Origin of the sequence: Pseudohalioglobus lutimaris (assembly GCF_002866825.1) — a bacterium.
Lineage (GTDB): Bacteria > Pseudomonadota > Gammaproteobacteria > Pseudomonadales > Halieaceae > Halioglobus > Halioglobus lutimaris.
This window is the reverse complement of sequence record NZ_PKUS01000002.1, coordinates 423,396-444,490: the sequence shown is the minus strand read 5'-3', so window position 1 is coordinate 444,490 and position 21,095 is coordinate 423,396. Positions and strand designations below refer to the sequence as shown.

Annotated in this window: 19 protein-coding genes; 18 read left to right on the top strand and 1 reads right to left on the bottom strand. The window is 57.6% G+C overall.

Features of this window, described 5'->3' with window-relative positions; all coding sequences use genetic code 11:
- Positions 1 to 17: 17 nt before the first annotated feature.
- From C0039_RS04255 to C0039_RS04180, 16 genes are all read left to right on the top strand, one after another.
- Entirely contained in the window at positions 18 to 491 is a 474-nt protein-coding gene (locus C0039_RS04255; protein ID WP_101517325.1) for a GspH/FimT family pseudopilin, read from the top strand.
- A complete protein-coding gene (locus tag C0039_RS04250; RefSeq protein WP_101517324.1) occupies positions 478 to 885 on the top strand; it encodes a type II secretion system protein in 408 nt (135 codons plus the stop codon). The genes C0039_RS04255 and C0039_RS04250 overlap by 14 nt, the downstream gene beginning before the upstream one ends.
- Positions 872 to 1,474: a prepilin-type N-terminal cleavage/methylation domain-containing protein gene (locus tag C0039_RS04245; protein WP_243391549.1), complete on the top strand. Its 603-nt coding sequence runs from the start codon at positions 872 to 874 to the stop codon at positions 1,472 to 1,474. Before C0039_RS04250 ends, C0039_RS04245 begins: the two co-directional genes overlap by 14 nt.
- A complete protein-coding gene (locus C0039_RS04240; protein ID WP_076000370.1) occupies positions 1,471 to 2,307 on the top strand; it encodes a hypothetical protein in 837 nt (278 codons plus the stop codon). Before C0039_RS04245 ends, C0039_RS04240 begins: the two co-directional genes overlap by 4 nt.
- Before the next feature lie 21 nt (positions 2,308 to 2,328).
- Positions 2,329 to 3,342: a PilN domain-containing protein gene (locus tag C0039_RS04235; protein WP_076000371.1), complete on the top strand. Its 1,014-nt coding sequence runs from the start codon at positions 2,329 to 2,331 to the stop codon at positions 3,340 to 3,342.
- Positions 3,339 to 3,908 (top strand): type II secretion system protein GspM, encoded by a 570-nt coding sequence (gspM, locus tag C0039_RS04230; RefSeq protein ID WP_084179621.1) that lies wholly within the window; start codon positions 3,339 to 3,341, stop codon positions 3,906 to 3,908. The genes C0039_RS04235 and gspM overlap by 4 nt, the downstream gene beginning before the upstream one ends.
- The gene (locus tag C0039_RS04225; protein ID WP_101517322.1) at positions 3,905 to 4,639 is read left to right on the top strand and encodes a hypothetical protein; all 735 of its coding nucleotides are present in this window, start codon (positions 3,905 to 3,907) and stop codon (positions 4,637 to 4,639) included. The genes gspM and C0039_RS04225 overlap by 4 nt, the downstream gene beginning before the upstream one ends.
- 41 nt (positions 4,640 to 4,680) lie before the next feature.
- Positions 4,681 to 6,834 carry a type II secretion system secretin GspD gene (gspD, locus tag C0039_RS04220; protein ID WP_101517321.1) on the top strand — a complete coding sequence of 718 codons (2,154 nt, stop codon included), beginning with the start codon at positions 4,681 to 4,683 and terminating at the stop codon, positions 6,832 to 6,834.
- A 247-nt stretch (positions 6,835 to 7,081) separates the two neighbouring features.
- The gene (locus C0039_RS04215) at positions 7,082 to 7,522 is read left to right on the top strand and encodes a hypothetical protein (RefSeq protein WP_076000375.1); all 441 of its coding nucleotides are present in this window, start codon (positions 7,082 to 7,084) and stop codon (positions 7,520 to 7,522) included.
- A gap of 102 nt (positions 7,523 to 7,624) precedes the next feature.
- The gene (locus C0039_RS04210) at positions 7,625 to 9,178 is read left to right on the top strand and encodes a hypothetical protein (protein WP_101517320.1); all 1,554 of its coding nucleotides are present in this window, start codon (positions 7,625 to 7,627) and stop codon (positions 9,176 to 9,178) included.
- A 92-nt stretch (positions 9,179 to 9,270) separates the two neighbouring features.
- Entirely contained in the window at positions 9,271 to 10,173 is a 903-nt protein-coding gene (locus C0039_RS04205; RefSeq protein ID WP_101517319.1) for a peptidylprolyl isomerase, read from the top strand.
- Positions 10,170 to 11,099, top strand: coding sequence for a glycosyltransferase family 2 protein (locus tag C0039_RS04200; protein WP_101517318.1), 930 nt, complete (start codon positions 10,170 to 10,172; stop codon positions 11,097 to 11,099). The genes C0039_RS04205 and C0039_RS04200 overlap by 4 nt, the downstream gene beginning before the upstream one ends.
- Before the next feature lie 69 nt (positions 11,100 to 11,168).
- Entirely contained in the window at positions 11,169 to 14,711 is a 3,543-nt protein-coding gene (locus C0039_RS04195; RefSeq protein WP_101517317.1) for a glycosyltransferase, read from the top strand.
- A gap of 34 nt (positions 14,712 to 14,745) precedes the next feature.
- The gene (locus C0039_RS04190; protein WP_101517316.1) at positions 14,746 to 16,698 is read left to right on the top strand and encodes a sulfotransferase; all 1,953 of its coding nucleotides are present in this window, start codon (positions 14,746 to 14,748) and stop codon (positions 16,696 to 16,698) included.
- Between the two features lie 25 nt (positions 16,699 to 16,723).
- Positions 16,724 to 17,998 (top strand): AmpG family muropeptide MFS transporter, encoded by a 1,275-nt coding sequence (locus C0039_RS04185; protein ID WP_101517315.1) that lies wholly within the window; start codon positions 16,724 to 16,726, stop codon positions 17,996 to 17,998.
- Positions 17,995 to 19,104, top strand: a complete 1,110-nt coding sequence (locus C0039_RS04180; protein ID WP_101517314.1) for a hypothetical protein — start codon at positions 17,995 to 17,997, stop codon at positions 19,102 to 19,104. Before C0039_RS04185 ends, C0039_RS04180 begins: the two co-directional genes overlap by 4 nt.
- On the opposite strand, the gene C0039_RS04175 is transcribed toward C0039_RS04180, so the two are convergent.
- Complete coding sequence (locus C0039_RS04175) at positions 19,101 to 19,430, bottom strand: MGMT family protein (RefSeq protein WP_101517313.1); 330 nt, start codon at positions 19,428 to 19,430, stop codon at positions 19,101 to 19,103. The two genes, C0039_RS04180 and C0039_RS04175, sit on opposite strands and share 4 nt — an antisense overlap.
- A gap of 23 nt (positions 19,431 to 19,453) precedes the next feature.
- Here C0039_RS04175 and C0039_RS04170 point away from each other — a divergent pair, with 23 nt between their 5' ends.
- Positions 19,454 to 20,500, top strand: a complete 1,047-nt coding sequence (locus C0039_RS04170; RefSeq protein WP_101517312.1) for a DUF481 domain-containing protein — start codon at positions 19,454 to 19,456, stop codon at positions 20,498 to 20,500.
- A 52-nt stretch (positions 20,501 to 20,552) separates the two neighbouring features.
- A complete protein-coding gene (locus C0039_RS04165) occupies positions 20,553 to 20,978 on the top strand; it encodes an FxsA family protein (protein ID WP_101517311.1) in 426 nt (141 codons plus the stop codon).
- The last annotated feature ends 117 nt before the right edge of the window (positions 20,979 to 21,095 follow it).

The following is a 21,095-nucleotide window of genomic DNA, read 5'->3' as shown; positions in this document are numbered from 1 at the left end:
GTTTCCGCTGAACTCTGATGACAGCCCTGACATCGATTGCTCCTGCTTCCCGGCAGTCAGCTTTTACGCTCGTTGAGCTTATGGTTGCTATCGCCATCGTCGGGCTTTTGCTGGCGGTGACCGTGCCCGCTTCCATGCGTTTCTATGAGTCTATCCAGTACCGCCAGGCTGTGCGCGATGTGCTCAGTACGCTTGGGTCTGCACGGCAGCAGGCAATGGACAGAGGTAAGGCGCAGGATGTCACCTTTGACCCCGGCGACAAACGCATTGCGTTTGACGAGGACGTGCTGCAGTTGCCAGGGGGATTCGAGTTGAGTGTGACGACTGCGGGCGAAGTCAATCGCGGTAACCTCGGTGTGATCCGTTTCTATCCCGAGGGCAGCTCCACCGGGGGCGATATCGAAATCCGCTCACCGGTTGGCCGCGGCGTGCACATAACGGTGGACTGGTTGATGGGTGGTGTTAGCCAGGTGAGTTATGAAACGCAGTAAGCGGATACAGGGCAGGCAGCAGGGTTTCTCCCTGCTGGAGATGGTGGTGGCGATTTCCATACTCGGACTTGCGCTGGGTTCTCTCTACCAGGCCGCCAGCGGTGCCACGCGCAATGTGCGGACTTCGGAGCGTTATGCCTACGGCATTGAGCTTGCCCGTTCGCTACTCGCCGACAACGGCATGGTTGCGGCCGATGGTGTTGATAAGGCCGGTGAAACCAGTGGGGGATACAGCTGGCGCGTGCAGACCAGTCCGGTCGACCTGGAGCGGACCGGAATGGGGCGCACGCAGCTGCACAACCTGGAAATCGGTGTTGCCTGGTTCGACGGCAGCAAGCGCCGTGAAATAGTGCTCAATTCAGTGGTCGAGGGTTACCAGCGTGAACGGCGCTAGACACACGCGTGGATTTACACTTGTTGAAGTGATGGTGGCGCTAACCATCCTGAGCATGGTGTTGTTGGGTACGGTGACTGCACTGCGCACATTGGCTAACACGCAGGTGTCACTGGAGAAAGTCAGTGGGCGTGTTGATGAGATTCGCTCGGTCAGCGAGTTCCTGCGAGACCTGATGGAGTCGGCTGTCGTGGGCAGCTCGAGTGGCGGTTTGAGTCTGGGTAGCGGCAGCCGGGATGCAACCTACTTTCGCCTGGGTGACGGTTTTCTGGAATGGAAAACCAACCTGCTCTTTGGTGAGGCCTATGGTGGTACTCACGTGGTGCGAATCGCTGAAGAGGAAGGGCAGCTGATGCTGCGCTGGATGGCGCCAACGGCCACCGATCTGAATGACGATCAGTGGCAGCAATCACCGTCCAGGCCACTGGTCGTTGATCTGGAAGCCTTCGAGGTCACGCTGCGTGAGGAATACAACGCAGACTGGACCGACCGCTGGCAGGAAAATGCCGTTGCTCCGGCGCTGGTCCGCCTGCAGATGAAATCCTCCGGGCGCTTCTGGCCAGACCTGATCATGCAGGTGCAGCGATGAAGCGGCAACGCGGAGTGGCACTTGCCATCGTGGTCTGGTTTATTGCCGGCATGTCCCTGTTGGTGGCGGGTATTGTCGCCTCGGCGAAGGTGGACACGAAAACGACGCAGCTCTATCTGGCGCGGGCCAAGGCGGTTGCCGCAGGTGATGGTGCCATCACCCTGGCGATGGTTGAACGCCGCAGCGGCTTCGATGCAGCCGGCGGGGGCCCCATGGTTTCGGAGTCCCGGCAGCGACTGGGCGATGTGGAGGTACTGGTGAGAATTATCCCGGCAGCGGGTTTTGTCGACGTGAATAACGCCTCCCCGGAAATGCTGCAGGGGCTGTTCCATTTTGCTGGCGGGATGGACAAGGGCGAGGCGCAAATGGTGGCTGCTAGTGTGATAAAGTGGCGCAGCGGGCTGGCCGATGACACAGCGGGTAAGCGAACTCGATTGCGAAAAGAAAAGGGCCGCTTCTATTCGCTGGAAGACATGCTGCGGGTTGATGGCGTAACGCGTACTTTGCTGGACAGTATTCGCGACTATGCCGTTGCCGGCAGTTGGACAAGCGGCGCCATGGACTGGAGTTCAGCGCCTGAGTCGATGATGAATTTACTGTCGGAAGTGAATCCGGGGCAGGCAGACGCGATCGGCAGACGTAGAGCGTCAATGGCCTCGGCGGGCTCAGTGGGTCGTTTGCGCGGTGGGGGCGTATACCGTGCAGACGCACTGGTCAGCTATGGCGGGCGTACCTGGCTGCGCCGCCGCTGGTTAAAAATGGAGTCGGTGCGGGGCTCAGCGCTTCCGTGGCAGGCAGTGCGCACTGAGGCGCCAAGAGTGGTCGGGGGATAGCGATGAATTTGGGGTCTGTGCATGTTTGAATCCAGCCAGAACTGGGAGTTGTTCGGCTATGATATGCGCCAGTTGGGTCGGCACTTTATGGCCGCCTGGCGTGATCTGCTGTGGGCCTATGATTCCCCGGTACGCGCTCACCTTGATGAGGCAGTAAAACTGCGAACCCCGGCTGGCGAAAGTGTCTACCATGGCGGGCGACCCGTGGCCAACATCCCGGCAGCCTGCTCGGCGGTGTTGTTGCCGGAGGAGCAGGCGTTGTGCAGGCACCTGCGCTTGCCGCTGGCTGTAGAAACCGACCTGGAGGCTGCGCTGGCCCTGGAGGTGAGCGCAAACAGCCCGTTTTCTGCAGACGATACCGGATTCGGCTGGGTGATCACGGGTCGTGATGAGCAACAGCTGGAGGTGACGCTGGTGATTGTGTCGCTGAGCGCAACCATGACCTATGTTGGTCAACACTACGAGAGTCACGATGCGCATGCGCAGGAAGTCTGGGTGGATACAGCCGGACGGATGGTGGTAGTACGGGGCTTCGGCGAAGGAAATCGCGAGCGTCAGTATCGCCGGAGATTGATCCGGGTGGGCGGTATGCTCGCCATCGCGGGACTGGTGTTGCTGCTGCTTGCCGCCGTTGGCGCTGGCTTCAAGAAGCTGGAGTTGGGGCGCCTGGAAAGCGTGGTCGCAGCGACCCAGCGTGAAGCGGCGGACGCATCGCGCCTGCGCGCTGCCCTGGGTGCTGCCAACGAGACCATTGTCGCGGTTAATGAGGTGACCGCTCTCTACCCTGACGCACACCGAGAGCTCGCACGGCTGACGAACATCGTCGGTGATACGGCTTACGTCGAACGACTGGCGATTAGCGGGCAGGAAATCGATTTGCGCGGCAGGGCAGCCGATGCTGCTGCCATTATGGAGTTGCTCACTGAGCAGGAGGAATACGCTGGAGTGACTGCCGCCAGCCCGATTCGTAAAATCCCGGGGACCAATGTTGAGCAGTTTCACCTGAAGATTCAACGCAGGGGAGATGCATCGTGATTGACTGGGTGAGGTCACATCAGCGCAGTGCCATCATCTGCGGTGCGACGCTGCTTGTCCCGCTGCTGGTTTATCTCAACCTGCTATTCAGCGCCTGGGACCTCAGGGCAGGGTATGTCGGTGAGATTGAGCGCGTCGCTCCACGCATCGCCAGACTGCAGGGTGTGAAACAGGTGGAGGCGCGTTTGCGGGAATCCTCCGGCCGGGTTCAGCAGCAGATGGCCCGGCTGGTCTATCCCGCCAGTTCGGAGCGCGCGTCGGTGGCAGCATCCATGCAGACCGATGTGCGGCAGTTGATGACCGACGCGGGCCTCAATGTCAGTAACAGTCAGGTGCTTCCCGTGAGGGAAGAGGAGAGGTTTGACTACATCGCGGTAAAGCTCACGGTGGCGGGTGATATGGAGAGCCTTGACCGGGCGCTGGACGAACTCGCGGGATTTGCTCCCCTGGTCATTGTTGAGGGCCTTGATATCTGGCCTACCCGGCAGAGGCGCAGCAAAGGTGAACCGGAAGTGCAGGAGGCAACCGTATCCATACGCCTGCTGTCACTGAGGTCGGTAATATGAGTTTCCTGCAGCGCTACCAGCGACAGTTGGATCCCTTGCGCTCTGAACGACGGGTGGAGTTGGTGGTGCTGGTTTTGCTGGCGCTGCTGGTTTTGCAATTGATTTGGGGCGCCTATCGCAGCGTGTTCCCCTCCGTCCCCGCGCCGGTACAGCCGACTGCGGAGGCGCTGGAAATACAGAGCCTGCGCTCCACTCCCCCGATAACGCCTGAACTGAGGAACGAGATCCGCGAGCGTCCGCTGTTCTGGATATCGCGCAGGCCGCATTACACGGCGGCACCGGCGGAGGCCGCCGCGATAGCCGATGCCAAGGCGGAACAGCGACAGGCGGCAAAGATTGCAGGATTGGAACTAGCCGGCGTTTTTGGTGCGGGAGAGACCGCCGGTATTATTGTGCTCGCCAAGGAAAAGAATAAGCAGCACCGGGTAACGATAAACCAGGCGGTCAATGGCTGGACGCTGGAGTCGGTGAGCCCTACCGAGGCGGTGCTCAGTAGCAATGGTCGCCAGGCCACGCTTGCGTTGCAGCGGGGCGGCAGTTGGGCTGCACAGGGCAGCACGGCGCCAGCCCCGGCTCCCGAGGCAGCGGCGCAGCCGGCTGAGTCACCCGGTGCCGTGGCATCCGGGAAGGATAGCGGGTCCGGCAAGAAGAAAAACCCCGGAAACGGGAAACCCCGAGCCAAAGCCAGCGCTGGCGAAGACAGCCTGAGCCTTGGGCGCGGGTCCAGATAATGAATAGCAAAGTAGAAGAATATATGAGCAGGCCAACAGGAATGAACACCCTTCGATTTACGGTTTCGGCACTGGTTATGGCGCTGCTGACCAGTTGCGCATCAACCGGCGGCCGCTCGCCGGCAGAGCAGGCTACGTCAGCCAGTGCCGCGCCTGTGGAAGAGATCTCCCCCCTGGCGACTTCCGCTGCAGAACTGGCGGAGAGTGCGGAAACCAAACCCTCTCAGGAAGCCGTTGTTTACAAGGGCAATGATCGGCACGTTAATATGCCCAAGAAGCGGGAGTCTGTGCGCTTCGTGGGCGAGGATGTAAGCCTGAATTTTGAGCAGGCGCCGCTCAGCGAGGTCACCCACGCAATCATGGGTGACATACTCGACCTGGATTACATTGTCGACAACCCCATCCAGGGCCAGGTCACCCTGCGCACTCGCACCCCCATTCCCCGCGACCAGTTGCTGGGCGTGCTGGAATCGCTACTCAAGGCGAACAACACCATCATGATTCGCGGTAGCGATGGCCGCTACCTTGTTACCGGGACCAACCGCGGCAGCAAGTTGTCGCCGGGACTGTCGAATCCGCGGGATGATATTGCCGGTTTCTCCACGATCATCGTGCCGTTGCAGTATATCAGTGCCAAGAATATGGCCGAGATTCTCCAGCCGGTGGCGGATGAATCGGCGTTTGTTCGCGTGGACAGCACGCGAAACCTGCTCATGCTGGCGGGGACGCGAGAGCAATTGGATGGCTGGCTCGATATCGTCTACACCTTCGACGTGGATCAGCTTAAGGGGATGTCCGTGGGCCTGTTCCCCCTGGAGAACAGCAGCGTGGAGGAAGTCTCCATGGCACTGGATGCCATGATGGGCAGCGAGGGCGATGGCGGTAATCTCAAGGACATGGTTCGCGTGGTGCCGGTGGAGCGTTTGAACAGCATACTGATCGTGACACCGCGAGCCCATTATCTGGAGAGCGTGCAGAAATGGATCGAGCGCCTGGACGCCGCACACTATTCCCAGTTTGACCAGCGGCTGTACGTTTATCCGGTGCAGAACACCACGGCCAAACGCCTGGCGAAATTGATTAACAGCATCTATTCCGGCGGCAACGGATCTGGCTACGACGACGATGACAACGTGCGCGATAGGGGTGGCGTTGCGCCGGGGATGTCACCAGAATCTGTAGGCTCCGCTTTTGGCGGTGGCAGCGGCTCCGGTGCCAGTTCGCGGGCGGGCAGCTCGGTAGCTAACTTGAATATGGAAGGGGCGACCGGCAGCCGGGAAGCCGTGGCGGACGTGCGCGTGGTGGCCGACGACGAGAACAATGCGCTGATGATCTATGCCAGCGCCATGCAGTACCGGATTATCGAAACGGCACTGGAGCAACTGGACGTCGTCGCGACCCAGGTGATCATCGAGGCCAGTATTATCGAGGTGAGCCTAACCGACGAGTTGAGTTATGGCCTGGAGTGGACCTTCAAGAATGGACTGGGCAGCGACTACAGTGGCCAGGGCTTTCTTTCCAGTATTGCTGACGCCACTGAGCCGGCTTCTATCGTGCCCGGCTTTTCCTACACGGTAACCAACTCTATTGGCGATGTGAGTGCGGTATTGAACGCGCTGGCCAAGGACAGTTTGCTCAATATTATCTCCACGCCCTCGGTGATGGTGTTGGATAACCACTCTGCCTATATCCACGTAGGCCAGCAGGTGCCAATCATCGACTCACAGACCGGCTCCCTTGCCAGCGACACTGACCGCATCACCCAGTCCATTACCTATCGCGATACCGGGGTAAAGCTGGATGTGAAACCCTCGGTCAACGCCGGCGGCCTGGTAACTATGGATGTAAAGCAGTCGGTCACCGACGTGGGTGAGATCGATGCGGCTACCGGTCAACGTGCATTCCTTGAGCGTAATATCGAAAGCCGTGTGGCAGTGCGCTCAAATGAATCAGTGGTGCTGGGCGGGCTGATCCGGGAAAATGCCAGTACCGCTTCCCAGGGTTTACCGTGGTTGCACTCTATCCCGGTCCTTGGCGCGTTATTTGGAACCGATACAGATACCTCCAACCGCACTGAGCTCCTGGTGATCATCACGCCGCGTGCTCTTTATAATGAAGAAGCCCTGCGGGAGGTCAGCCGGGAGATGCGTTCAAGAGTGCGGAATCTTGATCTGATAGACGAAGATAGCCTCTAGTTTACGGGCACTTGGTACTTTTCACGAAAATAGCCGGCCTGTTGTGCAGGCCGGGATCACGCCTTCAGAAAAATGGATACAGAGCATCCTTTGTTCGTTCTGCCAGCGCCCCGCACGGTGTACATTGCCAGCCCTGAACGTCCTGGCAGGGGGCGTATAGTGCGGCTCCTGCTGCCATGCGTATCAATTCCCCTTCCGTTCGCGTATAATCGCGCCGTCTTTTAAGTAAATGGTTAAGAAAATCAGTATGTTACGACGTTTTTTGTTGCCGCTTGGTGTGCTGGCCCTGGTCCTCCTCGGAGGCTGTCAGGAGGCTGCTGAAGAACCCACTGAGCTCACCGAGGCCCAGCGCCAGGATCTGCAGAACAGGGTGGAGGAGCGCTGGCAGGCCCGCATTGCCCACGACTGGGGCAAGGCCTGGGAGTACAGTTCGCCCGCTTACCGAGAAGTATTCCCTAAGCATCTGTATGTAAAAAAGTTTTCATATACCGCGGACTGGGAGTTGACAGGTATCGAGATAACTCACTATGATCGCTCTGCAGCTGTAGCGAGTGTGGTGGTCGGGGTCATGTCCAGACCAACCAAACAAACCTCAGCTGCGGCTAAAGCGTTGGGTGCTATGCCGCGCGAACTGCACGAGAGGTGGATCCTTGTCGACGGTGAGTGGTGGTTTAGTGCCAACTATTAGTTGTAGTTGTCGGTTGACAGCTGGCTGCAGCTAGCAATAATAGCGCTAGCAAAATGTAAGTACCTTTAGGTTGTAAACAAGACTAAACACTAGGAGTCTCCTATGAACACAAACTTTAAGCCTCTCGGCATCGCCGCTGCAGTTGCAGCCGTTTCTGCCGGTTATGCTGGAATGGCGAATGCCCAGTCCGGTGCCCTGGCTGCTGAAACCAGGCTCGGCGACTTGGCCATCGTTCCTTACTACACAGTACAGGAAGGCTATGCCACTGGCGTAAACGTAATCAACTCTTCCAACCGCACCCAGGCACTGAAAATTCGCCTGCGTCGCGCTGAAGATTCCATGGACGCACTTGACTTCAACGTTGTACTGTCTCCCAACGACGTGTACACCGGCTTCGTTGCGCTTGCCGGCGACGACATCAAGTTCATCTCCAATGACAACAGCTGTACTGCCCCCGCATACCCTGCTGGCGGTTTTGTAATGCCTAACATCTACCGTGAAGGCGCAGAAACAGGTTACATCGAGATCCTGAGCATGGGTTCTCCGGTTTCCGAGACTTCTGCTGTTGCTGTTGCTGCCAAGCACGACGCTACTGGCGTTCCTGCTGACTGTACCGGCGTACGCGACAACTTCTTCAAAGGTGGTGTTTCAGCCACTACTCGCGGTGTTGTTAACTCAGCTCTGACTGTTCAGCGCGCACTGCAGGCCGATGGCTCTCGTGTCCCCACTGACAACGATTGGGAAGAAGCGGTTAACTCCCTCAAGGTATCCTACTTCATCAAGTCTGATGAGACCGGCGTAGAATTCGGCGACAACGCCGTTCACGTTGAGAACTACTTTGACGGCCCCGCCATGACCAACCAGCAGCTGGGTGTGTTCGACGGCGACCTGTGTGGCTTCGACCATCCTGACCTGAACGGTGGTTCACCTGATCCCACTTGTGCCGCTGGCCCGGGCGCAACTGTTGGTCTGTACGACAGCCTGCGTACTGTGCTTGGCGCTCAGACCCTGATCAACGACTGGTCTGCAAACTCCAGCGGTGACTTCACTGTCGACACTGACTGGGTTGTTACTATCCCAGGTCAGTACCTGATGGTTGATCTGCCTTTCTTCCAGGTTGGTCTGGACACGGGTATTGACGTATGTACTCGCACCGGCACTGTGATCGACGGCAACACCATCCCGGCTTGTGACTTCCGAGACATCCCGATGACTGCTTCTTTCACTGTCTACGATCGTGAAGAGCAAGGCATCATTGTTGAAGAAGGCGACCTGGTGGTATCTCCGCAGCCTCCTAGCGAGATTCCTGTGGACGTACTGGACAAGGAAGTAAACGTTCTCCAGTGGGGTACTGCTCCCGTACTGAACGCGCCTGCTTTCATCGAAGTGCCCAAGCCTGACGGCGCACGCTTCGGTTGGACTAGCCTAGCAGCGACTTCATCTCCTGACACTCGCGTATGTGAATACGTGCCTGGCACCGTGAACCCCATTGGTGCAGTGTTTGGCTATGACATCCCTGCGATGACTTGTGCGCCTGTGACTTCTCCTGCGCCCATGGTCGGCTTCGTAGCCTGGCAGCGTGCTTTCGCTGACCTGCCTGCAGCCAACTATGGCCGTATCGTACGTCACAGCCGTACCCAGTCTGTCACTCCGTAAGTCAAGAGCGTAAGACCTAAGTGAAGGCCGACACCCCAGGGTGTCGGCTTTTTTTTATTGTTGAAAAACGAGATCTAAGAGTTAATTCTGTTATGCGCAATTTCAAATACCTTGTTCTGGCATTCTCCGCAGTACTGTTTATGTCCCCTGCATTTTCCGAGGAGCGCATTGTAGTAAAAGACGGTGCTACAACACTCGACTACGAGGAATTGGCGGACACGGTGACACGCTGGACGCCCCAAATGCGGCGCGCCGCAATCCAGGATGAGGGTGATCGCCTGGAGTTGATAAACCTTGCGCTGGCCAACAAGAAGCTGGCGGCAGAAGCAGAAGATTATGTGGCCAATAACCCCGATCTGGCGGTGGAGTACCGTAATGGCTTACTGGCCTACCAGCGTGATTTCATGCTGAGAAGTGTCGCTGCCAGAGTTGAAATGCCGGACTTTACTGAATTGGCTAAAGAGCAGTATACGGTGAACAAGGACAAGTATGCGCTGATACCTGAACGTCGTATCTCCTCACACATTCTTTTTTCATCTCCTCCCGGCAGGGATCGTACCGAGTTAACGGCGGAGGCCCAGGCTGTGCTTGAGGAACTGCGCGCCGGTGCAGACTTTGTGGAGATGGTTACCCTGCATTCGGATGAGCCGGGTGCCGAAAATAAGCAAGGGAAATTCAACCGCTGGGTCGCTTTTGGCGAGGAGGGCGTTTCACCGCGCTATAGCCAGGGCGTTTTTTCCATTGAGAAAGTGGGCGAGTACTCTGAAATAATCAACTCCGAGTTTGGCCTGCACATCATCCGCCTAGACGGTATCCAGGAAAAATCATACAAGTCGTTCGACGAAGTGAAAGCCACCATCATCAATGAGATGGAAACTGAGTATCGTCGCCTCGCGATGAAAGATTTCATTTCCCAGTTCCAGATGACTGACGATGTCATTATTGACGAAGAGGCGATTAACGCCATCCTTGAACCCTATAACGCGACTGAGTGACGGGTACGCAGCAATCATTAGCGGTTCTCCTTTGTACCTATAACGGGGGCCGCTTTCTCGCTGAGCAGCTCGACTCGATTGCGTTCCCCGTCGGGGTGACGGGGCACATCTATGTATCGGATGATGGCTCCAGCGATGACACACTCTCTGTCCTGGGGGCGTACACCCGGCAGCACGGAGCACATTCGCTCTCGATTCGCAGGGGCCCGGGTACAGGGCACTGCGCGAATTTCCTTTCACTGCTTTGTGCGCCTGATATTCAGGCGGACTATTTTGCTTTTTGCGATCAGGACGATGTGTGGGACAGTGACAAACTGGCACGCGCCCTCGAAGCCCTGGCTGGCGACGACGCGCAAACGCCAGCCCTCTATGGAAGCCGCACCCGTTCCCTTGCAGAGTCCGCCGCTTCGGCCGGCCTTTCACCCTTGTTCGCCAGGCCGCCTGCTTTCGCCAACGCGCTAATCCAGAATATTGCCGGCGGCAATACCATGGTCATGAATGCCCCTGCGCGGACGTTGTTGCAGGAAGCGGGGCCGGTCGATGTGGTGATGCACGATTGGTGGTGCTACCTGCTGGTCAGCGGTGCCGGCGGTGCAGTGACTTACGATCCGCGGCCTTCCCTGATGTACCGGCAGCATGAGGACAACCTGGTGGGTGCGAATATGGGCATTGTCTCGCGCTGCAGGCGCTACCTCAAAGCGCTGGGCGGAACCAACCGCGACTGGAATGCGCGTAATGTGGCAGCGCTGCGCCAGGCTGATTCACTGCTCACAGAACAGGGCAGGGCGTCACTCGCGCACTTTGAGCAACTGCACAATGGGGGTCTTTTACAGCGCCTTGGTGCTTTGCGCCGCGGCGGTTTCTACGCACAGACCCGAAGTGCCAACCTGGGCCTTTTCTTCGCCACGTTGTTGAAGAAAATCTAGTGGGTTTGCGTATAATGCTGCCCCACTATTCTGATCCTTGGGTGCCTGGTCTGGTATGTCCCGGTGCATATGTCTGATTCCAAAAAACTGATTGTTATACTGGGCGCCCACCGCTCCGGCACGTCACTCTGTGCCGCAGCCCTGGCGAGCCTGGGTGCTGATGCCTGCCTGGACGAAATTTACGCCAACGATGAAAACCAGAAGGGGTTCTTCGAGCACCCCGATATCGTTACCTTCAACAATGAGTTGCTGGCTCACCTGGGGGGCAGCTGGGACAACCCGCTTTTCCGGGCCCCTGAATTGGATGACTTCAGCGACTCACAGGCTTGGCTGGAAGATGCCTCTCTCCTGCTCCAGAAAATTTATGGCGAAGCGCCCGTAGCGCTGGTGAAAGACCCACGCATGTGCCAGTTATTGGGTTTCTGGCAGGCAGCTTTTGAGCGGGCAGGTTATGACCCAGATCGGGTGTTCTATATTCACACCCTGAGATCACCGGTTGAAGTGGCGCTTTCGCAACGCAATCGTGCCCGTGCCAATGATACCTTTTACGAATACGGCAAGACGCTGGCAGAGGGAGCGGCGTTGTGGCTTTCCCTGACCGCCCAGGCACTGGAGGCACGTCTACCCGCGTTCTATGTACCCTATCTTGAGCTTCTACAGCAGCCGGCGAGGGTTTTGGAGGGGTTGGCCGCATATCTCAAGGTTCCTGTCGACAACGCGCTTATTGAAGACTTCTGCAGTAATTTTGTCGATCCCGGCCTCTATCGATCCGCTGAAGATGCGCAGGCCAGGGCTGAATTGAAAGCAGGGTTTCCGCAGGTGCTGGAGTTCGAGGAACTATTGGAACGTCTGCTGGAGAACACGACTGGGCAGGCCGTCGAGCCGGCATTGGCTGTTTATCATCGTCAGGATACGCGGGAGCGCATGGCGGAAATTGCCACGCCCGCGCTATCGCGGCTGAGCAACAGCTGCCGCAACGACCGGTTGGCGCTTGTTCATTCCCGGGATGTGATCGACGATCTTGGGCGGCAGCTTGAGGAGAGGGATGACAACATCGGCCGGATGCGCGATGAGCATCAGTCGGTGTTACAGCCCTTGCGCGAGGAAGCCATCCGCCTGCAGTCGGGTAACCGGGACCTGCAATCCCAGTTGGACGAGCAGGGCCGTGAGATTGACAAGATCAGCGCAGAGCATCAGGTCCAGCTCGGGGAGGCGATCGAGCGTGCTGGCCAACTGGAAGCTAGCAATCTGCAATTGAGCGACGAGAAAGCGTATTTGCAAGAGCAGCTTGGTGATATCTCCGCCCAGCTGACGGCTATGGAACAGTCAACTTCCTGGAAGCTTACTGCACCGCTGCGCAGCCTGGTGTTTCGGGTACAGCGTTTCAAATCCTGGTCCGCGGGGCGCTGGGTACAGTTCCGGCTGAAATCTATTCTCATATATCATCGCATGAGTTTGCGGCAACCGCGTGTTGCCTGGACCCTGCGCCGCGTGGTCAGGCCGTTTTTCCGCGGGTTCAATCGCCTGCTTGGCACAGTACCCCGGGACATGCACCTGCCCGCAGATGCCGGTTTGCTGACGCCGATGCTGTATCAGCAGCGCGAGGCGAGTGCTGATTTTGCACCGCTGATCAGTGTGATCGTGCCCAACTACAACCATCAGGCTTATTTGACGCTGCGGCTGGAGTCCATATTCTCCCAGACATACAGCAACTTTGAGGTCATTCTCCTCGATGATGCCTCTACCGATGATAGCGCGAGCGTACTGCGCGAGTTTCACCAGCGCTATCCGCAAAAGTCGACGCTGGTCATCAACGAGGAAAACTCCGGCGGCGTATTCCATCAATGGGAAAAAGGTCTCAACCTGGCCCGCGGTGACATTGTCTGGATAGCCGAAAGTGATGATTGGTGCACCGAGAACTTCCTCGAAACACTGGTTCCGTATTTCGAGAATGAGGCGATTATGCTCGCCTACTCCAGAACCGTATTCATGGACGGCAACGGCGAAAAGCAGATCTGGTCGATCAACGAGTACCTGCACGATATCGACCCCCAGCGCTGGAACCGCAGCATTATCGAGACGGGCTCAGCGATTGTGCGCGATGCTTTCGCCGTGAAGAACATCATCCCCAATGTAAGTTCGGCGCTGTTCAGGACGCCGCGCCAGCTGGAAATTCTGCAAGACCCGCAATGGCGGGAAATGCGCACCTGCGGGGACTGGGTTCTTTACCTGCACTTGTTGCGTGGCGGGATGCTCGCCTATTCTCCCGAGGCGTGCAATTACTACCGCATCCACGGTGAGAATACGTCGGTTGGCTCATACTCCCAGGATGCATTTTATCGGGAGCACGAAGTCGTGGCGCAGACGGTTCAGCGCTTCTATGATGTGCCATCCGGGGTGTTCGATACCTTGCGCGATAACCTGGCGATTCATTGGCGGGAGACGCGCGGGGAATATAGCGACGAGGCGCTGGAGAGCTGTTTCAGCGTCAGGCGAATTGCCGAAGCCCGTCAGGCCAGGACGCCTAATTTACTGATGGCCTCCTATGCATTCTGCGCCGGAGGCGGAGAAACGTTCCCGGTCAGCCTGGCCAATATTATGAAGGCCCACGGCTATAATGTGACCTACCTGGACTGCGACCGCGAGCCACGGCAGGAAGGTGTGCGCAACAGGCTGCGCCGCGATATCCCGATCGTCTCGGACTTTACCCAGCTGGAACGTATTGTCGATGACTTCGACATCGACATCATCCACTCTCACCATGCCTGGATGGACAGCACTGTGCTCGACATCCTTCCCGAAGACACGAGTGTCAGTACTGTGGTTACCCTGCACGGGATGTATGAGACGATTAATGAATATGACTTGCGTCCCATTTTGCCCCGGTTGGTTCAGCGCAGTGCGGTGTTGATCTATGTCGCAGAGAAGAACCTTGAGGCCATTCGCAGTCATGGCCTGCTTGAGCACGCCCGCCTTCAGTGCATCGATAACGCGTTGGAACTGGAGGACTTTGAGCCGGTCTCAAGAGAGGCCCTGGGTATTCCCGAGAAGGCTTTCGTGCTGACCCTGGTGAGCCGCGCGATGGCAGAGAAGGGGTGGGTCGAGGCTATCGAGGCAGTGAAAAATGCGCGGATCCTCGGTGGCGCGGACATCCATCTGCTACTGGTAGGAGATGGTCCGGAATACGACCGGCTGCGCGATACGGCACTCCCTGCTTTTGTGCACCTGGAAGGCTTCCAGCGCAACGTGAGAGGTTACTTTGCTGCTGCGGACATGGGTTTTCTGCCGTCAAAGTTCCGGGGTGAGAGCTTTCCGCTGGTGATTATCGAATGCCTGCAAAGCGGCGTGCCATTCCTGGCCAGTGATCTTGGAGAGATTTCACGCATGCTGCAGGGTGATAATGGCTTTGCGGGCGCAGTGTTCCCACTGGAAGATGATAATATCGATGTGCCGGCGCTGGCGGCCTTGCTTGCCAGTGTTGCGGGTAACGAGGAAACCTACCGCTGCATGCAACGCGCCGTGCCCGCGGCAGCCGAGAAGTTTGACCCGGCCATACTGGCCGGCAAACACGATAAGGCTTACCGGGCTGCTCTGGGCGTGAAAGCCCCATAGCAGCGGATTCGCACAGTCAGGAATTAGAGACGGAATGAAGAAGAAGCTTTATCTGCACATAGGTATGGGTAAAACGGGTACCACTGCGTTGCAGGATTTCTTCGCGCACAACCGTCAGGCGTTGGGCGAGATGGGCATCAGTTATCCCGAGCGCGGCACGATGTCTAACGCGCACCACCTGTTGTCCCCGCATATCCCGCGCTTCCTTGAAGACCAGTGGCAGTTCGAGACAGTAGATGAGTGGGCGCCAGTGCTGGCGGAGGAGAGCGTGGGCAATGTGCTGCTGTCGTCTGAGCTGATGGCATGGGCTGATGAAGCCCGGGCCAGAAAGTTCTGCGCCCAGGTGTCGGCCTGGTTTGACCTGCATGTGGTCTGCTACGTGCGGCGCCAGGACAACATCATCATGGCCAGCTATAACCAGCAGATAAAAGCCGGTCCGCAGCGACGGCGCATTGATCTCATCTTTCGCAAGCAGATGGAGCGCTTTGACTATCCACGCATCCTCGCACCGTGGGCGGATTCGCTGGAACCGGGCAAGGTCATCGTGCGTCCTTATGAGCGGCAGCAGTTTCATGGCGAAGACATACGCCGGGACTTTATGTACCACGTTTTTGGTGCGGAACTGGGTGAGCAGTTCGACCTCCACCAGGGTAACTCTAATCCGCGACTTTCGCTGGCGGCGGGTGAGTATAAGCGCATGGTCAACTGCCTGATTGAAGACGCTGAACAGAATGGCCGGTTCAACGACCTGCTGATGCAATACTCCGCCGAAGTCGACGCCTCCTCCACCAGTGTGTTTTCCAACCAGGCGGTGCTCTCCCCGGAGCAGAGACTGGAGGTGATAGAAAGCTGCCGCAAGGGCAATGAGCTGGTCGCCAGGCTGTTTCTTGGCCGCGGAGACGGTGCGCTGTTTGTTGAGCCCGAACCCTCGGCAGATGACGCCTGGCAGGGCAACGACCTATCCGTGAAAACAGCGGCATCGATTACCGCCTATCTGAACCGTGAAGATCCTGAATTGATCAGGCAGCTTGGTCATCAGATTGAGGCCTACAGGGATGCGATGGCTTTCCAGAAGCGTCAATCAGCGCGGTTTCTGGCGCACAGCGTTCTCGGTCATCAGGCCGCGAACCCAGTCTATCGCGTATCCCCGGAAGACGCCGCGCCGATAGTCATTGGCGGACTGGGTGGCAGTGGGACGCGCCTGGTGGTCAGTTTACTAGGCGACATGGGGGTGACCTTCGGTGGGGAACTCAATGAGTCGCTGGACAACCTCTGGTTCAGTTTGTTGTATGTGCGGCGCACTATTTTACTGCGCTCTGACGAGGAGATGGACAAGTTGGCGTGGCTGTTCACCAACGCCATGCGTCAGGGGCTGGAAGTCCCGCCTGAGTTAAAGCCGCTGCTTGAGGAGGCCTGCGATCATGACCGCAGTCCGGTGCTGCCACCGGATCTGCTGGCGAGGGCACATGAGTCTCTGTTGTCGGTCCCCGGCGGCGCAGCCCGCGACGAGCACTGGGGGTGGAAACAGCCCAACAGTCACATTCTGCTGCCGATGCTGGATCGCTCTTTTCCGGAGATGAAGTTTGTTTATGTCGTGCGCAACGGCCTGGATATGGCATTCAGTGAAAACCAGAATCAATTGAAGTACTTCTGGGGTGACCTGCTGCTGGAGGGCGATATTTCCCCCACGCCGGTGAACGCTTTGCGCTATTGGGTGGCTGCGCACAAACGGATGCAGGGTTTTCGCCAGCGTATGGGGCACCGACTGCACTTCCTGAGTTTCGACAGGCTCTGTGTGGACCCGGAGGGAGAGCTGGAGGCGCTGCGTGAATTCGCAGGTATCCAGGTCAGCAAGCGGCGATTGGCCGAGCTGGCCAGTCAGGTAGCGCCGCCCAATACCACCGGCCGGTTCAGGCAGCAGGACCTTTCAGTGTTCGACCCGCAGGATATAGACTTCGTCCAGCAGATGGGTTTCGATGTGGAGTGATGGCTATCGCGACCCGGTTTGACCCATGAGCGATTCCACCGCGACCTGGCAGCAGTCGGTATTTAACCGGCGCATTCTGATTTGCGTGTTTACCGGTTTCGCCTCCGGCATGCCCCTCTACGTTCTGATTCAGCTGGTTCCTGCCTGGCTTCACGAGGGTGGTGTGTCGCTGGCTGAGATTGGCCTGTTCGCTTTGGTGGGTATCCCCTTTACCTGGAAGTTTCTCTGGGCACCCTTCATGGATCGCTGGGTGCCGCCACTGCTGGGTCGCCGGCGCGGCTGGATGTTTATCTTCCAGTTGGCGTTGCTGGTTTCAATCGGCATGCTCGGAGCGCTTCAGCCGGAGAAGGACGTCGCCACCATCGCCTGGCTGGCTTTTGCTGTGGCGTTTTTCAGTGCCAGTCAGGATGTAGCCCTGGATGCCTATAGACGCGAGATTCTGCCCGATGAGGAACTGGGTCTGGGCAATGCTGTTCATATACAGGCTTACAGGATTTCCTCCCTGGTGCCGGGCTCTCTTTCCTTGATTCTGGCGGATATGATGCCCTGGAGCAGCGTATTCTGGATCACCGGTGGCTTCATGTTGGTCGGCATGTTGATGACGCTGGCGGTCAGTGAACCTCGGTCTGAGGTGCCGGAGACCAGCGGTCTCCGTGAGGCGGTTATCGCCCCCTTTCGTGAATACCTGGGACGCAGAGGTTGGCAGGGGCTGTTGTTGGTACTTGGCTTCATGTTCCTTTACAAGATTGGCGACAACATGGCCACGGCGCTGGCGACGCCCTTCTATCTTGACCTGGGCTTCAGTAAGACGCAGATCGGTCTGGTGGCCAAGCACGCGGCGCTCTGGCCGGCGATTATCGGTGGACTCCTTGGCGGTGGGTTGATGATCCGGTTTGGTATTAATCGCTCACTGTGGTTGTTTGGCGTGGTTCAGGTGGTAAGCATACTGGGTTTTGCCGTCCTTGCTTCGGTGGGGCAGTCACTCTGGCTGCTCGCCGCGGTGATATCCTTCGAGTATTTAGGCGTGGGTATGGGTACTGCCGCATTCACGGCATTTATCGCCCGCGAAACCAGCCGAGCCTATGCAGCCACCCAGTTTGCCCTGTTCACTGCGCTGGCGGCGCTTCCTCGAACCTTTGCCAATGCCAGTACGGGCGTCATTGTGGAGCAGCTTGGCTGGACACCGTTTTTCCTGCTTTGCGCTGTGTTGGCTCTGCCAGGCATGTTGCTGTTGTTCTGGGTGGCCCCGTGGAACAAGGCCCCGGCTGGCAACACCAGTGCGCAGGAGGGTATCAGATGAAGACGCTTGTGCTGCATATCGGTATGGCGAAGACGGGCACCAGCACCATCCAGAATAGCCTGGGTCAAGCGAGTGCGGTGCTGCGAGAGCGAGGTATTCTCTGCGCGCCGTGGAAGCCGTTCAACCACTCTTTTGACTTTACCGTGCTTTTTCTGGAGGAGCCCAGGAAGAGCTTCTTCTACAAGCAGCAGTCGCCCATTACTGACGAGGAGTGGAGTAAGCAGTTGCAGCGGCTGCGCCAGCAGTGGATTGATTTGTTTTCCTCAATGGCGCAGGGAACCTGCATCATCTCCGCGGAAAACCTGACTCGCCTCTCCCTCACCGAGATTCAATCCCTGCAGGCATTTGTAGCCCCTTATTTCACCAAGGTCCAGGCTATCGCTTATGTTCGCGATCCCCTCAAGTCGCTGAAGAGCCAGTGGGAGCAGGACGTCAAAGAGCTTCAGGAGCCCATGGATGCGCAGGCATTATTGCAGCGCACCAAGCGGCGAATGGGCTACCGCTTCCTGCAGAGATGGAGTGATTGCCTGGGGGCTGAAAATCTGCTGGTGAGAAAGTTTGAGCCGGCAGCCTTTCACAACGGCAGCCTGGTCGATGACTTCTTCTTTGCGCTCGGTGTCGAAGGGTTCGGCGAGGCGGCCATAGAGGAAGTGGAGAGCAATCAGTCGCTGGGAGCCGATGGCACGGCATTTCTTCTGGCACTCAATCAGCGTTATCCACAGTACCAGGACGGGGCTTTTAACCCCCAGCGAGGACTGGCGCGGCGCCTGCACCTTTTTTATCAGGCTATGCGTGCCGCCGGTGACCAGCCGCTTAAGCTGCAGATCAAATTCGACGAAGAAGAAGCGCGGCGCTTTAACCGCAGGATTGATTTTCTGAATCAGTTTCTCGGTGAGGAAAGCGGGTTTGCCGCGGTAGAGGCGTCAGAGGAAGAAACGCTGTTGCCCGAGCCCTGCGCAATTGGCACCGACTATTATGTGGAACTGGTGAACGAGCTGGCCCACCTTGTGGAGTCTTTTGCTGAGCGCAGTGATGAGTTGGCCGCTGAGAACAGGCGGCTGAATGCGTTGCTGGAGGAGAGCGAAGGCGACCCGCCCGAAGCCTAGCCCGCTGCGGAAAAAGCCCTGAACTCACGCAAATTAATCCTGCCGTTGGGCTGGAATGCAATGCCCTCTGCCTCCAACCGCTCCCTTTGGGTATACTGCCCGGCAGAGCCTTCTGCCAGCGAAATACGGCCTTGCGCGTTGACCACCCTGTGCCAGGGTATACGCGTATCCCGGGGCAGGTGTTTCAGCGCGCGGCCGACGCGCCTTGCTGCGCCAGGCATGCCAGCCTGCGCGGCAACGTCGCCATAAGTGGCGACTTTACCGCGCGGAATCAAGGCCACAATCTGCCAGATGCGCTGATTGATGTCGGGTTCCGGGTAAGTCATACACATCGAGTTACAGGACGTTCATGTTGAGACTACCAATCATCTGCTCACGCAAACCGGATTGGGTTGCGCCTTTCTGTCTGCTCATGCTGATAATCGCGGCTCCAGCATCTGCCGATCGCCTGCACTTTAATGACGGGGAGTCTATCACTGGCGCAATGTTGGGCATAGCTGACGGTCAGGTGCAGTGGAACTCGGCAATCCTCGGGGACCTGTTCATCGACCTTCATCACGTCCGCTATATAGAAAGTGGCGACCATTTCGATATGGAGATCACGGGCGCGGAAATGAACAACTGCTGGATGTTTCTGCAGCGAGGCAAACAGCATTTGCATTGTGATGAGGGGATACAGCAACTGGCAAACTGGCAACTGGTCATCGCTGCAGGTGAAACCATCACTGAACCACAGCCCTGGCTGAAAAAGAAAGGCAGCGTGATCCTTGCCCTGGAGGACGCAGCCGGTAATACCGACGTTACCCGTTACGACGTTAACGCCCGTACGGAGTTGCGCTATCTCGAATCGCGCCACACGATCAGCATGCGCTACCAGGACGAAAGCTCCAATGGCGACAAAACACGCGAGTCCTGGCTGGGTACCTACCAGTATGACCAGTTCCTGACTGAGCAATGGTTTGCCACAGGCAACGCGTTTTACGACGAAGACAGGTTTCGTGATCTCGACCAGCGGGCTTCCGTGGGTGGCGGTCTGGGTTACCAGTTCCTGGAGACAGCCTATTTTGATTTGCTGGGCAAGGGGTCGCTTAACTACGTAAAAGAGCGCTTCACCAACGGGGTTGTGCGGGAGCGGCCGGCATTTCTGTGGAATCTGGAGTTTGCCTGGCGTGTAGACGGGCAGGGCGCAGAGGTTTTCCATCGCCACGCCATCCTGCAGTCGTTCGAGCAGGGAGATGACTTCGAGGTCAACACCATCACTGGTCTGAAGTATCCTATCAATGGCTCACTCAGCTCGATTATCCAGTTGGAATACAACTACGACAACCTGCCTGCGGAGACCGCTATCGATAAGGTGGACCGGAAGTGGTCTGTCGGGGTGAACTATGACTGGTAGCGCTTGTTTTTTCACCGCGCAGCCCCATAACTCCCCCTGAGGGAGAGTTTTTATGCGATTTATTGTGTTGCTTCTGCCCTGGCTGGAACTGTTCACGTTGATCCAGCTCGGGATCAATACCAGTGCGCTCACTGCCATCTTCTACGTTTTTGTCACCCTGGTACTGGGCATGGTCGTGCTGCGCCGACAGGGCATGCACATGTTCGAGCGCCTGCGTGATGTGCAGCAGGGCAGAGTGTTAGGCTCACAGTTGCTGGTAGATGATATGGCGATGGGGCTGGCCGGCATGTTGCTGATGTTTCCGGGGATGATCTCCGATGCCGCCGCCCTGGTGGTCATGATCGGGCCGCTACGTCGGCGTGTGGCCGCGCTGCTTGGTGGGTCGCAGGTTGAACCCTACGTTGCGCAACGAGATGTTCATAGTGAGACCACCATTGAGGGGCAATATACTCGCGTGAATGAGCAGGATCGCAACTAACCCACTGATATGTATGGCTATTTCCCGGTCGCTTCGGGCCTTGTTGGCAGTCGGCTCCCAGCCTTGACTGCAGCGCAGCCAGCACTAGAATTAGCACTCTCTTGAAAAGAGTGCTAA

Excerpts from the sequence above, each read along its gene's own strand:
- C0039_RS04175 (WP_101517313.1), bottom strand. The coding sequence starts at position 19,430 with ATGACTTACCCGGAACCCGACATCAATCAGCGCATCTGGCAGATTGTG.
- C0039_RS04235 (WP_076000371.1), top strand. The coding sequence starts at position 2,329 with ATGTTTGAATCCAGCCAGAACTGGGAGTTGTTCGGCTATGATATGCGC.
- C0039_RS04210 (WP_101517320.1), top strand. The coding sequence starts at position 7,625 with ATGAACACAAACTTTAAGCCTCTCGGCATCGCCGCTGCAGTTGCAGCC.
- C0039_RS04180 (WP_101517314.1), top strand. The coding sequence starts at position 17,995 with ATGAAGACGCTTGTGCTGCATATCGGTATGGCGAAGACGGGCACCAGC.
- C0039_RS04225 (WP_101517322.1), top strand. The coding sequence starts at position 3,905 with ATGAGTTTCCTGCAGCGCTACCAGCGACAGTTGGATCCCTTGCGCTCT.
- C0039_RS04250 (WP_101517324.1), top strand. The coding sequence starts at position 478 with ATGAAACGCAGTAAGCGGATACAGGGCAGGCAGCAGGGTTTCTCCCTG.
- C0039_RS04205 (WP_101517319.1), top strand. The coding sequence starts at position 9,271 with ATGCGCAATTTCAAATACCTTGTTCTGGCATTCTCCGCAGTACTGTTT.
- C0039_RS04165 (WP_101517311.1), top strand. The coding sequence starts at position 20,553 with ATGCGATTTATTGTGTTGCTTCTGCCCTGGCTGGAACTGTTCACGTTG.
- C0039_RS04195 (WP_101517317.1), top strand. The coding sequence starts at position 11,169 with ATGTCTGATTCCAAAAAACTGATTGTTATACTGGGCGCCCACCGCTCC.
- C0039_RS04240 (WP_076000370.1), top strand. The coding sequence starts at position 1,471 with ATGAAGCGGCAACGCGGAGTGGCACTTGCCATCGTGGTCTGGTTTATT.
- C0039_RS04215 (WP_076000375.1), top strand. The coding sequence starts at position 7,082 with ATGTTACGACGTTTTTTGTTGCCGCTTGGTGTGCTGGCCCTGGTCCTC.
- gspD (WP_101517321.1), top strand. The coding sequence starts at position 4,681 with ATGAACACCCTTCGATTTACGGTTTCGGCACTGGTTATGGCGCTGCTG.
- C0039_RS04190 (WP_101517316.1), top strand. The coding sequence starts at position 14,746 with ATGAAGAAGAAGCTTTATCTGCACATAGGTATGGGTAAAACGGGTACC.
- C0039_RS04185 (WP_101517315.1), top strand. The coding sequence starts at position 16,724 with ATGAGCGATTCCACCGCGACCTGGCAGCAGTCGGTATTTAACCGGCGC.
- C0039_RS04170 (WP_101517312.1), top strand. The coding sequence starts at position 19,454 with ATGTTGAGACTACCAATCATCTGCTCACGCAAACCGGATTGGGTTGCG.
- C0039_RS04255 (WP_101517325.1), top strand. The coding sequence starts at position 18 with ATGACAGCCCTGACATCGATTGCTCCTGCTTCCCGGCAGTCAGCTTTT.